We start from the raw sequence: 15,402 nt of genomic DNA, 5'->3' as shown, positions 1-15,402 counted from the left end.
ACACTATTTCGTTTTAGATTTAAGAACCTGAACAGATACAATCTGGTTGTTAGCGGCTTCAGGGAAATGCGCTGCACTGATATTCAGTGAGAGGCCATTTACCGGAGGATTAAAATGCTTTTTCAGACTGAGGCTTACCGGAGGCGGATTTTTATGCTGACGGAAGAGCGCAGGTTCCGGATCCAGTGGACCGAAATGATCTGTTATGGTCTTAAAATCCAAACGGGTACCGACCGTTCTTGGCAATGTTACCGTCAGCACATCGTCCTCAAGTGGACCATTGCTTTTATGCATCATGACCAGTACGGTACTGTCATTCATTTTCTGACCTGGTTTGTAAACACTGATCGGAAAATAATGCATAAAGCTGTCTGTTAAGGCGACAAACTGCAAAGAGTCAAAGCCGGAATCATTCATGCGTCTGGAAGCACTGTCGATATAAGCGATCAGGTGATCGTTAAGAGGTTTAACCTTTTCGGTTGTTTTAGCCTCATCAACAGCTTTTGGTGGCGGGGAGGGCGAACAGGCGAGTCCAAAAGAAAACAAAAGCCCATAGAGGCCAGTGTTCAAAATTGACTTGCTACCCAAGTTTATTTTGGTTGTTTTTTTCATAATTCAAGCGTATCGTTTAGATCACAGCAGAATATTCCAATAAGATAATATGTATTAAAGATTAAACAATTGTTATCAAAACACCAACATTAAACTACTAGTTGACAAGATGATAGCATCATTTTCTTTAATATTTTTAACGGCAATAATCAGACCATTATTGCATGGTTTGAAAAAACAATAAAAGATAAAGGGTATAAAAAACAAATTCGGAGCATTTGATGATAAATGGCTCCGAATTTAGTCAGCTATATGATATGGATCTTAAAGTTGGGCAACAGCTACTTGTTCCTGTTCTTTAATCCGCATTCTGATTTCTTCGAGACTGGTCTCTTTAATCAGTTTTCCATCACGATAAACTACCTGAAGCAAAGATTCCGCTTCTTCAACAGGTGTACATTGGTCTTTAGTCAGATAGTTATCTCCATCTTTTGTAAGGCAAAGCATTCCTTTCAATGATTTCTTTTTGTGATCAGTGATCGGATCTTTTTCGATTTCTCTAGGTTCACCGTTTACTTCCACATAAGTCGCTTTAATGGCAAACCCCAGGGTATCACGACTATGGTTTCTCAGGATACCACCTACCCCAATCACTAAGTTACTGGCTGCGTAACCCATATTTTTCAAGCGTTCCAGGGTCCTCAGGTATCTTTCGATATACATACCATCACCATAGATCAGGCCTACTTTAGGGTTTAATATTTTATATCCTTTACTGTTCAATGTAGAACCGAATTTCTCGTCTAATAGTCGAATCGCTCCTTTCCATTCATTGCTGCCTTCTTCCGCATCAGGATTTCCGCAAATGATGTACTCCGGATTTCCGCTGTCTGGCCTGAAGACTACTTTTCCATCTCTTTTCAGAATATCGTCTTTTAATATTTCAGCAAATTCCGTAAGAACTTTATATACATCGAAGGTATCAGAAACAATAGATACAATACCTGTAGGATACAATTCCAGCATATGACGGAAAGCGCCAATCTCATCTTCCCTTCCAAAAGAACACATCACGCTATGCTCACTTGCTGGCACGGATAGCAGGATCGGAGCACCTTGAATATCTGCATTGTAGTATTCTACCGCACAAGGTAAAGCGGGTACATTATCACTGCCAAGGAAAGACAATAAATGCGCTACCCCGCTAATAGCAGCACCTTCTTCTGAAGCATCTCCGCGATAGCCGAAATCATGGACCTGAAAGGCTTTGGCCGCTTCCATCTCAATTTCGTCGGTTTCACTGAAATAACGGGTTACAATTTTGCGATACTGATGACTGCAGGTGGCAACGGTTATGGTGTACCATAATTTGAGTAACAAGCTCTCCATAAATCCAACCACCCAGTAGAAATCAGGATGGGTATTAGTGATCGTCATCAGGACGTTTCTTACCGGCATGATCGTCCCTTCTTCTACTGCTTTAATTTCTATTGGCAGGTAGCCCAGTTCACAAAGTGCTCTTATTTTACTTTCAATCTCAGGAGAATTACTGCCCAGGATCAGTTTGCGGTACGTCAGGAACTCCTCACCCATTTCCGGAGTAATGGGTTCAGATAAATATTGTTTGATATAATATTGTAGTCCAAAGAAAACAGTTTCATCGAAATTCTTGTCGCTACGGGCGGTGAGGTAAGAATATACTTTATTGCAACCTGGAGCGTATTGTTCCATGTGGCCCATTTTATAAACGTCGGTTTGAAGAAGGATATTTTTCATGGTTGTGTTTTTAAATTTAAAAGGTAATTACAATTCGATCAGGTCGGCCAGTGGAATTCTACTGATTAGTGCTGAACTGTCATTTTTAATAGAGTCTGTGGTATAGATGTGATCAATCCAATCTATGAGTTCTGTTTCTCCATGAGACATGATACCATGAGAAACGATCAGGCTTACTTTACCGGCATTGCGCTTTTTAAGCTCTTTGGCCACACCTACGAAAGTGGCACCGCCATCACAGATATCGTCAATGATAAAACAATCTTTCCCGCCCAGATCATCCTGATCAACAGTGATTTGTTTAATCTTTCCATTGCTCACATCTCTGACTTTATTACACAATACAATATCATTGGTATAGCTTAAGGCTTCGGCTAGTTTGTAGATTTTTTTAAGTGCACCAGCATCCGGCGAAACCAGAAGGTAATCGCTGTGATTGCTCAATACTTGTTTTGCCAAACTGTAATTGCTGATCAGTTCACAGTTATCGAGCAAGGCAAGGGACACTTCAGAATGCACATCAAATACGTACACTTTTTCAAAGTTGCAACTGTTGATCAGGTTGCACATCACCTTAATGGAAAGAGGCTCTCCCCCTACCATCACTCTGTCCTGGCGGGCATAAGGAAGGTAAGGAATAAATGCAGTAATAGTTTTACTTCCATTCCTGCGAAGCGCATCTACTGCCAGTAACAATTTCATCACGTCGTTAGAATCGTTCAATCTGGCTGAGACCAATACTTCGTCAGCACGATCTTGTAATTTGATGTGTACCTCGCCTCCGCTGAATAAAAAGCTTTTGCTTTCTATCTCTTCAAGAGAAGAGTTGAAGGGCTTGAATCCGGTTGATAAATTTAGTACTTTCATATCTATTTGCGTTACAATGACACAAATTAAAGGCTTTATTTTTTCTTATACAAATTAATTTGCGTTTATTTTACGCAAATTAATCAAAAAACTCACAATCAACTGATACTAAAGGAGTTTATTAAGATCAAAACCGTTAACTTTTAACTGTTTATATTTTTCGTAATCGAAGGAATATAAATTCCCCGGTCGCCCGGCCCCTATTGATGGAGCCTTTTCGTCCAGCTCAATAACCAGACCTAAAGACATTACTTTGCGTTTGAAGTTCCTTCTGTCAATGTTATGACCTAATAATTTCATGTACAATTGCTCCAGATCGGAAAAAACAAATCGGGCATCAAGCAGCTCAAAACCGATCGGTTCATAAGTAATCTTTGCCCTTAAACGGGCGATGGCTTTCCCAACAATCTCCTGATGGTCAAAAGCCAATGGAGGCAGCTCATAAATGTTAAACCAGGCAGCCTCCGAAGCATCGGTAGATGCAAATAAGCTGAAATCAGCAGATTTAACGAGCCCGAAGTAAGCTACTGAGATAATGCGGGTTCGTGGATCACGGTCTGGTTTACCAAAGGTGAAGAGCTGTTCCAGATAATTGATAGAAACTCCTGCTTCCTCCTTGAGCTCCCGTGCTACAGCCTCTTCCAGGCTCTCCTCATTGTGTACAAATCCTCCCGGCAATGCCCATTGATCTGCAAAAGGGTCAATCTTTCTTTTGATCAGCAGTACGGAGATCCCATTCTCCTGATTGTATCCAAAAACAATGGCATCAACACTAACTTTTATATCTTGTTTGATGGCAGGTGTAGTTTTATTCATTTGTAGAGATAGCTTGCTACAAAGTAATAACATTAATCGGGGAATTGGAAAAGTAAACCTACCTTTATTAAAAAGCCATTCTAAATAAAGAAAATGAAAAATATACTGCTTTTATTATTGACTATCCCTTTGTTTGCAGCAGCTCAAAAGGACCCATGTAAGGAAATACAGAAAAAGGTAGATAAATCTACAGGATCAATAAATTACATGTCACCTTATTTCTCCGCAAAGGTCAATGCCATCCTTTCCAGAGATATTGATGGCCGAAATATTTCGGATAGAATTTCGCTGTCATTCACCTCGAAATATTCGGAAAACGCCCCGAAAAAAATCTATTTAAGGTTCGGGGACGCCAGCATTTTAGCAATCGAAAAAGGTACGGCAATGACTGCCCCAACCTCAGACAACAATTATTTGTGTATTGTCGAATTGCCTGTGAATCAGGTTTTAAAAGAAAAGCTTAAGAAAAATAAAATTACCAAAATTAAGATCGGGGATTTTGAGCAGGGTGTACCAGAATTGACTGCCGGCAAAATCAGAGGATACGCTAGCTGTATATGGAATAAGTAAATTATTTTTTTTTGCTCAATGAGCTAGAACAGACTGATGATCCAGGCTACGGTATACCATAAAATAACCAGAAGGATGATTAAAATAAAGAAAAGCATTCCTAATGCTAAAAGAATGGTATTCTTCCCACTTCCCTGGTGCTTTCCTTCATGGTAATACTCTTCCATGAGTTTCATATTCCTGGTGTTTGATTTGAAGAAGAAATCCCAGATCTGACCAATTCCAGGAATAGCTCCTATGGTAGCATCCAGTAAAATATTGAGACACATCAACACCACAATCTTACTCGTTAAACCTTTACTGGACATCGCCAGCACCAATCCACCGGAAATGATAAACCCCGCAAAATCTCCCGCAAAAGGGATAAGGTTAAATATAGGGTCCAATCCGAAGCGGAATTTTGTTCCCGGAATACGGAACTGCTCATCCATGAGATAAGAAAGTTTTTGCACCGTCCTGATGGTCGGCGTATTTGGAATTTCATTCTGATGAGGAGCAGTGTTTGGCATTTTACATAAACGTAATCCAAAGACAAATGTTTTGAGGATTTGAATTTGTCTCTAAGAAATTCATGAAGCGCATAACAGTCTTGACTTTACGACCGTATCGTATTGATCGTTTCAGTCAACAGCTGATTAAACTCTTTCGGGTGTTCAATCATCGGATAATGACAGGTACCGGTGATCTCCCTCAATTCAAAACCATTCATTGCATTCTCTTTTAATGCCTCCATATTAGTAGGAATATAGCTCACATTGATCAGGTAAATTTTCAGTTTTAAATGGGGAAGCAATTCTTTTTCCACCTGATCCATCGTGAAAAATTCGGGCATGGTTGCTTGTCCCATGGGCTCATATGTATTCCGGTAATCTTCAACTATCCGTTCTGTAATAGTTGCAGGTGTCTTTGGTGAAACTAAAACCATCCTTGCATATTGCTCATTGGTTCCTGCAAAATCTTTCTTCAGATTTTCAAGTATTTCCTCCACCTGATCATGAAATTCCGGCGCCAAAGGGGTCGCTAAATTTTTAAAATTATCCACCACAATAAAACCAATCACAGGATCCGGGAATTTTGTGGCCGCGATCAGGTTAAGATCAGCACCCAGAGAATGGCCGATCAGGATTACGTTTTCCAGGTGATTGTGCTTGATTGAAGCCACAATATCATCAGCGAGGCCTTCTATAGACCACTTACTACGTGACCTACCCGATTTACCATGACCCGCAAGGTCTAAAGTAACCACCTCATATTCATGTTTAAAAAAGTCTACCTGTTCTGCCCAATATGACTGATCGATATAAGCGCCATGAACAAACAATAAGGTAATATCTCCTTTACCATAAATATGATAATTAATAGTAGTTCCTTCATTTTCAAATTCTCTCATAGCTGTATATTTTATATTTTGGGTATACTAAGCTAAGGTTTTATAATTCGATAATCTATTTTAGAAATTTTTAACCCCGCACGATCGCTTCAATTGACCATGCAGGGTTAAATTCAACTGTTTTTAAAAACTCAATTATGGGATGAGCTCCATTTTCCACTTCTGTGCTGCTCCCCCATTATCGCTCCATAACTGAATCTTGGTGCCGTCGGCAGTTGCACCGCCATTCAGGTCAAGCACTTTACTTGCATTTAAGGCCGATTGCAACTTGTAATTCCCACTTCCCAGATCCACCAGTTTCCATTTCTGAGCGTTTGTTCCATTATCGTCCCACAACTGAATCTGAGCTCCGTTGGTGATCGAGGAGCCACTTACATCCATCACTTTTGCTGCATTCAGCTTCGATTGGATTTTATAATAGCCATTTCCTGCATCAACCAGTTTCCAGCGCTGCGCATTGCTGCTGTTGTCTGTATACAATTGTATTTTGGTTCCGTTTGCTGTTCCTGAAAATTGAACATCCAGGTTGCTGGTACCATTTACTCCTGATTTAATCTCATAAGTACCACCATTCACGATCCCACTTGCCGGAGGTGTAGTTACCGGTGGCCAGCTTTGTAAAGGAGAACTCAGCTTTGCACTATCTCCATAAAGCACTGTAGAATAAGAAGACAGGTAGTTTGCTACATTTGTTCCCGGCAAATCATAAGAAAGAAATACACCATAACCATCTGTCATGGTACTCTGTGCGAGGCTTTTTGCTGTTGCAGCGCTTGTATTGTTGATCCATACTGCTGCAGGGCTCAACTGGCTTTTACCAAGAGGTGGAACATTTGGGGCCGAATAAGTACCATACATTGCATTCCAGCTATAGTTCACAAAATCACCTGCTCTTTGTCCGTTCCAGGATAACCTTGATGATGCAGGTCCATAATCATAAAAAGAAATGATTTTATCAGGCATCAGTTTCCTGAGTTCATCTAACAACATCACAAAAGAGCTGTCGTTCGGCTGACCGGTTCCGTTTGCTCCGTAATTAGCATATTCATCATCAAAGTCTATCCCATCCAGGTTATAGGTCGTTACCGCAGCACTCAGTTGCTCTGCAAATGCTTTTGCGGATGCCCTGCTGGTAAAGTTGCAGAAACCCGCGCCCTGGTGATTGCCCAGAATGGAAAGCAGAACTTTAATCCCTTTATCCTGTAAAGGTTTGATATAGGTAGTTTTTCCATTCAATACGGCAGTTACTTTATCATTAAAAAATAACACAGCTTTTTGCTGCGCTACATCATAATTGATATTGGCGGCAAAGATAATGGCAATATCAAACAGCTGTTGTCCGCCATTTTTCAAGGTATAACTCCCAACATTCAGCAGGTTGTTGTTGTTTACTTCTACATAACAGACACCTAAAGGTCCTGTTTTTGCGTTTACGGGCAGAGAAACCGCTCCCATTTTTCTGGAGAAGGGATCATTTCCTGAATGCTGACTGTTTAGATTTTCCTTTTTGCAGGAGATAAAGAACAGGCCGGCAGCCATCATGGCCAGAGAGGCCCTTAGTAAATTGTTGATTTTCATACTGTAAATATTTGGTTGGTTTATATTGATAGAGAGCCAATTAAAACACAAATTGCCTACAGGAATCTATTTTATTTTTAAAAACCCAACTTACTTCATACAATATTGTCCGGTATGCAAACGTTTGCGCTGAAATACACATGGTTGCATTGTAATACGAATATTACGTCAAAAAAACCTTTTTATATACCTATTTAGTAGAATTTTAAGCCAAAATAGCCGTTTATCCTTTCCCTATACAAAAGTATTCCATCACCTACAGTCTGTATTTTGCACCAAAAGGCCATTTCCTTCTAATCAGATCAATATCAATCGTTTGCGCAACATCAAATCTTCAAAATCCGAACAAAAGCCCTTAGATTGGATTAACAAACCAAACCTAAACCAATCATCCTAAATCCTCTCTTATGAAATCTCTCTTCAACTATTTCTTTCCAATCAGAAAAGTTCCTGTTTTCATTTACATCCGCAGTACTCCACGCCACTAAACCAAACCACCTCAATAAACCATTATGAAGAAAATTTTATTATTTCTTTGGGGCTTCCTTGTGCCCTTATTTTTAAGCGCGCAAGATCGAAAGCCCGCGGAAAAAGATTTCCGTATTCTCCACACCAATAAGGAGTTTAAGCCCGAAAAAGGTTTTAGATCCGATCAGAAAACCATCCTGCTGGACCAGAAAAAAAACAGAATCCGGTACAACAAAGGACAATATTTTCTGGTTCAGTTTGAAGAACTGCCAGATCAGCCAAAAAAAGAAAAGCTAAAAGATCTGGGAATAAAACTATTGGATTACGTTCCAAATTATTCCTATTACGCCCATTTCAAAAAAGAGCTCAATTCCGACCAGTTTGCGACATTAGGAATCAGAACCGTTTTGCCTATCGACGAAGGCTTCAAATTAGCAGAGAATCTCTTTCGCGATAAAATCCCTCAGCATGCCAGAAAAGGCGGGGAGATAGAACTGGAAATTGCATTTTATGAAGATGCTGATCTTCTGGCTGCAGAAAAATCTATCCTTGAGGAAGCCAGGATTCAGGCTAAAGGTCCGGGTAAAAACTGGATCGTCAGAATCCCTCAGAACAAATTAAGGAAACTTGCTTTAATCAGGGAGATCAAATTCATTTCTCCGGTTGAGGATACACCGAAACCCGAAGTAGACGGCCCTGGAGATATCTTCAGCAATAATATCGGCCGTTCAAACTATATCAACAGCGGTTTTAACGGGGTAAATTATAATGGAGCAGGTGTAAACGTACATATTCGTGAAAATGACTTCCTCCAGGATATTGACATGCAAGGGAGGATGATTCCCGGGTCTATGAACGTTAATCCAGGAGGACACTCCTGGGGTGTTTCCAAACGCATGGGAAGTGCAGGAAACTATGATCCTAAAGACCAATCCAATGCATGGGGATCAAATTTTTATGTGGTCTCGGGACAGAACACCTATACCAATTACGACGATCCCAATAAAAAGATCAGGGTAACCAATATGTCTTACGGTTGGGGTGCAGATGCCAATTATGGCTCCTTATCTAATGAGCACGACAACTATATCCGGACCAGGCCAGAGGCCATGCTGGTTTACTCTTCCGGAAACAGTGGAGATATTGTTCCTATTGGAGGTAAATACAATGGTATTCCGGGATGGGGTAACCTGACCGGAAGTGCCAAACATGCTAAAAACCTGCTGACCATCAGCGGAACAGATTATGACGATAATTTCCTGGATTGGACCAATAAAGGACCTGCCTATGATGGCCGGATTAAGCCGGATATGACCATTGAAGGTTCCGGAGGAACTTCTTATGCCGCACCAAAGGTTTCCGGTATCTTTGCCATGCTGTATCAGGCCTATAAAGCCGAAACACAGGCAACAACCGCTCCTTCCGCATTGATAAAAGCCATTCTTTTAAATACTGCTGACGACATTTACAATCCCGGAATCGATTTTAAAACCGGCTTTGGACGCCCCAATGTCCGCCGTGCATTTAAAACCATCCAGGGCAGAAACTTCAGCACCGGACAAATGGCAAACGGAGCATCAGCAAGTTCAACGATTGAAGTGCCCGCAGGTACCAGTCAGGTGAGGGTATTGTTATACTGGCATGATTATGAGGCTACACCAGGTGCAGCACAGTCCTTAGTCAACGACCTTGACCTGAATGTTACCGACCCATCCTCCAACACTTTCCTGCCATGGGGTTTAGATACTGCTGCAAATGCAATAAGCCTGAATTCCCTGCCTACCAGAAAGGTTGACCATATCAATAACGTAGAGCAGGTAACCATAGACAACCCGGTTGCCGGAACTTATACCTTAAATATCAACGGGAATCTTATTCCACAGGGCCCACAAGAGTATTTTATCGTTTACGAATTTGTAAAAGATGAAATCACGATGGCTTATCCTCTGGGAGGAGAAGCAATGGGACCTGGAAAGTCAGAATATATCCGCTGGGATGCCTACGGCGTTCCCGGTACTTTTAACCTCGATTATTCAGCAGATAACGGAACTACCTGGACTGCAATTGCCAGCAATATTGCTGCAGACAAAAGACAGTTTAAATGGACTGTTCCAAACCTGTTTTCAAAAATACAGATCAGGATAAAGCGGGGGGCACAGGAGAGCATTGCCAATAATGTCAATGTCCTTGCCGCACCTGAAGGTCTGGAAGTAATCTGGGCCGGAAATAGTTCTTTACAGTTATCCTGGAAGAAATCAGTACCCGATGTTCAGTATGAAGTGTTCAAACTGGGAGAAAAATACATGGAATCTGCCGGTCTGACCGCAGATACGAGTATTGTTCTGAACGGTTCGGATGTCAATAAGCAGGAATGGTACGCCGTACGCGCCATTGGTGCCAATGGATTACAGGGACTCAGAAGCAACAGCATCCCTAAAGAAACCGGGTTATTGAATTTTAAAAACCTGATCACCGGAACAGCATTTAACATCCGTAAAAACGGTGCATTACTAACAGGAAAAGTTAACCCATTGGGAGGAACACTGACCAATGTGGTATTCGAATACGGCCCTACTACCGCCTATGGTTCACAAACAAATGTTTCCGGATCTTTTTCCGGTTCAAACCTCGTTCCCGTTCAGCAGGAAGTTCCGCTGACCATGCAATCGGGAGAAGTATGGCATTACCGTCTGAAAGCCAGTGCCAATGGCGCTGATGTTTTTGGAGAAGACCATACTTTCCAGCCGGCGCCAGGCACCTCGGTAGCTTTTACCGGCGCAGGAACAGAATTTATTACCTTAGGAAGTAATGCCGCCATCAACGGTGCAAAAGCCAGAACAATTGAACTCTGGGCAAAAGCCGATGCCTTTAATGATGGCGGGCTATTTACAACCGGAATTACCGGAACCACTTTAGGCGAATTCAGCCTGAGAACTACCACTACCGATAATCTATGGAGAGCCAACTTCTGGAACTCAAACAAAGACTTCACACTGCCTAACAGTAAAGGCGAATGGCATCATTATGCCCTTGTATTTGACGGAACAAATGTAAGTTTCTACTATGATGGAGAACAAAAACTGGCTCCTACCCCACTGGCGATAAACACCACCAATGGATTGGTAAGACTAGGATTGTGGAACAGTGGTCCCAGCAATAAATTTTTCAAAGGAGAGATTGATGAAGTAAAGGTTTGGAGCAGGGCGCTGAGCTCATTTGAAATCAAACAAGGCTTCCACCACCCTGTTCAGGGAAATGAAGCAGGTTTGGTATATTATTCAAATTTCGACAATACAGAAGCTGAAATTTACGATATCGTTAGCAAAAAAGCGGTAACTGTAACCGGAACACCAGTTCGGGTAAAAACTGCTTATCCGTTTGGCGGAGGGGTATCACAGGCAAAATCTGAAGTTGCCGGAAGTTCAGTTTATGGCAACGGCGTTAATGTTACTGCTTTCTACAATTCGGTCACCCCGGTGATTGCTGGTTTCTCTAAAATAGACTTTACCTCAGCAGCATTCAACGACTTCTCCCCTTCTGCGGTTAAAATCGGTAATGAATATTGGGTAGGAAACCGTTTCAATACGAATACCAACCTGAATATGAACTTAACCTTCAGCAGTACCGAAGATTTAACGGCTGCCGATCAGCTCAATCCGGAAAAAATACTCGTACTTACCAGGCCTGCTTATGGAAGTGGAAAATGGCAGTTCAGTACGCCGGCAAGTGCAGTTGACGAGGTAAACAATACCATTACCGTAAACAATCAAAATGCTTACGCTCAATATTTCTTTATTAAAGACAGTACACCTTTTCTATTGAGCAGTGCAGACTCTCTGATATTCAGTGATGCGAGGGCCGGATCAAAAACAAAGGCAGAAAGCTTCCTTTTATCAGGAACAAACCTTCCTGCAGATACCATTAAGATCAAAGCCCCTCCAGGTTATGAGCTTTCTCTGGATAACCTGACTTATGTGGATGCCAGCTCTTCCTTAATTGTTAGTCCGGTAAACGGAACCGTTAAAGACCTGAGAATTTATGCACGTTTTAGTCCGACAGCAGCTCAGGTTTATAATGGTACGATTAAAATCAGTTCCAGCGTTCAGCTATTCTCTGAGATTAAAGTAAATCAAAGAGGAATTAAAGCAGATGTGATTGCCGGCAAAGCGATGAGTTTTGACGGAAACGGAGATTATCTGGAGATCCAGGATTTCAACTGGCAGCCGAAAATTTTCACCATTGAATGGTGGCATAAGGCTAAATCTTTTAAAAATTATAACCAGTCTATTGGTAACGGATGGGGATCATTCCTGGTTCACTCGGATGGCACCGGCGGATTTAACGTTGGTGTAGCCAACAATGCCGCATCCAGACTGGGTGTTTTGGAAGCCTTTAAAGACCTGGCTTGGCATCATTACGCCTATACCTTCAATAATGGTGTTGCCAAAATTTACAGGGATGGAAAACTGATGGACAGCAAAACCGCTTCTGCACTTCCACCAGTATGGAGCATCTTTAGAATAGGATCGGCAGACGGTAACTCTATAGATGGAGAGATTGAAGAATTCAGGATGTGGTCTGTGGAGAAAACCCAGCAGCAGGTTCGTGAAGGAATGCACCTCACATCTATAGGAAATGAACCCGGACTAAAAGTATACTTACAGTTTCAGGATGCCAGTAAAGGAGTTTCCGATTTGTCGGACAACGGATATAAGGTTACCTTAAACGGAGATGCAAAAAGAGTTACCTCTACCGCTCCGGTAGCCGCAGGACTTAGTGAAAGCAAATCGATTACTACGGCCGGAATCAGCGATTATCCTTTGGCGGGTTTAAGCTTACAGTTTTCTGAAAGCGGTACCAACCCAAATGGTGAAGTCGTGGTGAGCCGTTTAAAATCTATTCCAAATGAAAACACCAATCCTTCCGTTCTGGATAGTACCTATTGGGTGATTAACAATTATGGAAGCAATATTGCCCCTACCGGCCTGATTGGAGTAAACCTGAAAAATATACAGGCACCTTCTTCTACACTAGACCTTTATCGTCTGAACGGACGGGCTTTCAATGCCTTCGGACCAGCATGGAGCTCGCTTGCTAATCATCAGGGGCCAATGGCCGATCCGATTAGTTTCAGCTTAACTCCTGGCGCTACTACTTTAGGTCAGCTTTCTGTAAACAGGATTTCCGGCTTTGAGCCACTTGAAACACTGGCAGGTAAAGCATACCAGTTTGATGGTGCTTCAGGAGCAATGAAAATAACCGGATTAAACTGGAAACCAACCACCTTTACCCTTGAATATTGGTTAAATGCGGCTTCAGCAAAATCATGGAATCAATCTGTTGGAAATGGATGGGGAAGTTTTCTTGTTCATGCAGATGATGACAACAGTTTAAGCATAGGTGTGGCAAACAATGCTGCTTCAAGGATTGACATTCCCGGAATGTTTAACACCCTGAATGTGTGGCATCACCTGGCTTTCAGCTACGACAACGGATTGGTAAAATTCTATATTGATGGTAAGTTATCAGGTACCAAACCAGCTTCTTCGGCTCCTCCTTTGTGGGACAGTTTTAATATTGGAAGTATGGACGACAATACCATCAATGGAAAAATGGATGAATTCCGTTTATGGTCTACTTCCCGTACCGAGCAGGAAATCCAGGAGAACATGCACCTCACATTGAGTGGCAATGAACCCGGACTAAAAGTATACCTGCAAGGACAGGGAAATGCAGGCGCCGGACAACTGATAGATGTGTCGCCTAACCATTATGTGGTAGAGGCTAGTGGAAATGTACAACGTGACGCATCCTCTGCCCCGGTAGCCAATGGTCTTAGTCAGACGCTGGCAATAAATGCCGCCGGTAAATACGATTTTGACCTTACCGGACTGGCTTTAAATTATGCAGCTACAGGAACCTATCCTAAAGGAAATGTAGTTATCAGCAGGCTAAACAGCCTTCCTTTTAACCCTGCGCAACAGGTCAGCATTCCGGATTCAAAGTACTGGATCATCAGAAACTACGGTGATGTGGATACCAGTGCTGTTGAGAATATAGAACTGCCTGGAATTTCGAATAGCAGTGTGAACCTGAACTTATACAAACGTGGGTTCAACGAAAACGGAAACTGGAGCACCCCGATCCAGGGATCAAACCAAATGGGCTTTACCAGCTTCGCTGCCGGAAATACCGACTTCAGAAACAGTCAGGTGATCATCGACAGTAAGGCCAATTCTGCACCACTTATCGCCTTCAGTTCTCCTATGAACAATGGCATCTATAAAACCAAAGATTCCATAAAAATAGCGGGAACAGCTACTGATCCGGACGGGCCTGCACCGATAGTTGAGCTGTATCAGGGATCAACGAAACTGACTACCATTTCGGGTCCCTCATTTAGCTATACCCTTGCACCTCTTCCTGTGGGAACTTATAGTTTAACCGCCAAAGCGATTGACAGGGCCGGATTGGTTACCACTGATAGTCTTTCCATTATCGTTAAGAAGAATATACGTCCCGTAGTGGCTTTGGCTGCTCCTGAGCAAAATGTTGTGGATACTTCACAACCTATTCTTATTCAAGCAGAGGCAACCGATGGAGATGGTACAATTACCTTGGTTGAGTTCTTTGACGGAGCCGTAAAAATCGGAGAAAGCAGTTCCTCACCTTATCAGCTAAGCTGGACCGGGGCAACGCTTGGAAATCATTCGATTACAGCAAAGGCAATAGACAATAATGAAGAGGATAGCGTTTCTAATGCCATTATGATTCAGGTGGTTCCGGTAAATACCCCACCAGCAATTGCGATCATCAGTCCTGAAGATGGAAGTCTTTTTAATCCGAACAAAAAGGTAACGATCACTGCCCAGGCTACAGATGCTGACGGGTCAGTTGCAAAGGTTGAATTCTTTGAAAGGACCACTAAAATTGCCACAGTTGTAAGTCCGCCTTATACCTTTAGATGGCAACCAAAAGACGCCGGCACCTATTACATCAGTGCAGTCGCAACGGATAATAAGGGGTTGACAAACACCTCAGGGACCATCACTATTAATCTGGATAAAAAGAAAGATGCGATTCTGGCTTCCAACATCATTACGCCAAATGGAGATGGCAGAAATGATAAATGGACGATTGAAGACATCTCCAATTTCCCGAATAATAAAGTGACCATTTTCACTAAGAAAGGGCAGATTATCTTTACCACGAGAAACTATTCCAATGATTCGAATTATTGGGAAGGATTATTTAATGGTAGCCCACTAAGAGAAGATACCTATTTTTACTCTATTGACATCGGGACTAATCAACCTTATACAGGTTTTATCACGCTGATCAGATAGTTCATTTTAACCACCGGATGCCATTCCTGACATCCGGTG

9 protein-coding genes are annotated in these 15,402 nt (G+C 42.0%); 2 read left to right on the top strand and 7 right to left on the bottom strand.

Going from position 1 to position 15,402, the window contains the following annotated elements; genetic code table 11:
* Positions 1–3 precede the first annotated feature (3 nt).
* From BFS30_RS19600 to BFS30_RS19585, 4 genes are all read right to left on the bottom strand, one after another.
* The gene (locus tag BFS30_RS19600) at positions 4–612 is read right to left on the bottom strand and encodes a hypothetical protein (protein ID WP_069380842.1); all 609 of its coding nucleotides are present in this window, start codon (positions 610–612) and stop codon (positions 4–6) included.
* 264 nt (positions 613–876) lie between these two features.
* Positions 877–2,328 carry a nicotinate phosphoribosyltransferase gene (locus BFS30_RS19595; protein WP_069380841.1) on the bottom strand — a complete coding sequence of 484 codons (1,452 nt, stop codon included), beginning with the start codon at positions 2,326–2,328 and terminating at the stop codon, positions 877–879.
* Between the two features lie 27 nt (positions 2,329–2,355).
* Positions 2,356–3,195, bottom strand: coding sequence for a ribose-phosphate diphosphokinase (prs, locus tag BFS30_RS19590; protein WP_069380840.1), 840 nt, complete (start codon positions 3,193–3,195; stop codon positions 2,356–2,358).
* A 108-nt stretch (positions 3,196–3,303) separates the two neighbouring features.
* Positions 3,304–4,011, bottom strand: coding sequence for an NUDIX hydrolase (locus BFS30_RS19585; RefSeq protein WP_069380839.1), 708 nt, complete (start codon positions 4,009–4,011; stop codon positions 3,304–3,306).
* Positions 4,012–4,104: 93 nt separating this feature from the next.
* Between BFS30_RS19585 and BFS30_RS19580 the strand changes: the two genes are divergently transcribed.
* Positions 4,105–4,581, top strand: coding sequence for a hypothetical protein (locus tag BFS30_RS19580; RefSeq protein WP_069380838.1), 477 nt, complete (start codon positions 4,105–4,107; stop codon positions 4,579–4,581).
* A 23-nt stretch (positions 4,582–4,604) separates the two neighbouring features.
* Here the strand turns inward: BFS30_RS19580 and BFS30_RS19575 are convergent, their stop codons facing one another.
* The 3 genes from BFS30_RS19575 to BFS30_RS19565 form a co-directional block, all read right to left on the bottom strand.
* Complete coding sequence (locus BFS30_RS19575) at positions 4,605–5,090, bottom strand: DUF4112 domain-containing protein (protein WP_069380837.1); 486 nt, start codon at positions 5,088–5,090, stop codon at positions 4,605–4,607.
* Between the two features lie 86 nt (positions 5,091–5,176).
* The gene (locus BFS30_RS19570; RefSeq protein WP_069380836.1) at positions 5,177–5,971 is read right to left on the bottom strand and encodes an alpha/beta fold hydrolase; all 795 of its coding nucleotides are present in this window, start codon (positions 5,969–5,971) and stop codon (positions 5,177–5,179) included.
* Positions 5,972–6,106: 135 nt separating this feature from the next.
* Complete coding sequence (locus BFS30_RS19565) at positions 6,107–7,549, bottom strand: endo-beta-N-acetylglucosaminidase H (RefSeq protein ID WP_069380835.1); 1,443 nt, start codon at positions 7,547–7,549, stop codon at positions 6,107–6,109.
* 512 nt (positions 7,550–8,061) lie between these two features.
* Here BFS30_RS19565 and BFS30_RS19560 point away from each other — a divergent pair.
* Positions 8,062–15,363, top strand: a complete 7,302-nt coding sequence (locus BFS30_RS19560) for a LamG-like jellyroll fold domain-containing protein (RefSeq protein WP_069380834.1) — start codon at positions 8,062–8,064, stop codon at positions 15,361–15,363.
* Positions 15,364–15,402: the final 39 nt, after the last annotated feature.

It is taken from the genome of Pedobacter steynii, from assembly GCF_001721645.1.
Classification (GTDB): domain Bacteria; phylum Bacteroidota; class Bacteroidia; order Sphingobacteriales; family Sphingobacteriaceae; genus Pedobacter; species Pedobacter steynii_A.
Note: the sequence above shows the minus strand (reverse complement) of the source record. Positions and strands in the feature narration are given on the sequence as shown.

Bases quoted from the DNA above. Each gene is read 5' to 3' on its own strand.
- BFS30_RS19600 (WP_069380842.1), bottom strand. From the start codon at position 612: ATGAAAAAAACAACCAAAATAAACTTGGGTAGCAAGTCAATTTTGAAC.
- BFS30_RS19585 (WP_069380839.1), bottom strand. From the start codon at position 4,011: ATGAATAAAACTACACCTGCCATCAAACAAGATATAAAAGTTAGTGTT.
- BFS30_RS19570 (WP_069380836.1), bottom strand. From the start codon at position 5,971: ATGAGAGAATTTGAAAATGAAGGAACTACTATTAATTATCATATTTAT.
- prs (WP_069380840.1), bottom strand. From the start codon at position 3,195: ATGAAAGTACTAAATTTATCAACCGGATTCAAGCCCTTCAACTCTTCT.
- BFS30_RS19580 (WP_069380838.1), top strand. From the start codon at position 4,105: ATGAAAAATATACTGCTTTTATTATTGACTATCCCTTTGTTTGCAGCA.
- BFS30_RS19565 (WP_069380835.1), bottom strand. From the start codon at position 7,549: ATGAAAATCAACAATTTACTAAGGGCCTCTCTGGCCATGATGGCTGCC.
- BFS30_RS19575 (WP_069380837.1), bottom strand. From the start codon at position 5,090: ATGCCAAACACTGCTCCTCATCAGAATGAAATTCCAAATACGCCGACC.
- BFS30_RS19595 (WP_069380841.1), bottom strand. From the start codon at position 2,328: ATGAAAAATATCCTTCTTCAAACCGACGTTTATAAAATGGGCCACATG.
- BFS30_RS19560 (WP_069380834.1), top strand. From the start codon at position 8,062: ATGAAGAAAATTTTATTATTTCTTTGGGGCTTCCTTGTGCCCTTATTT.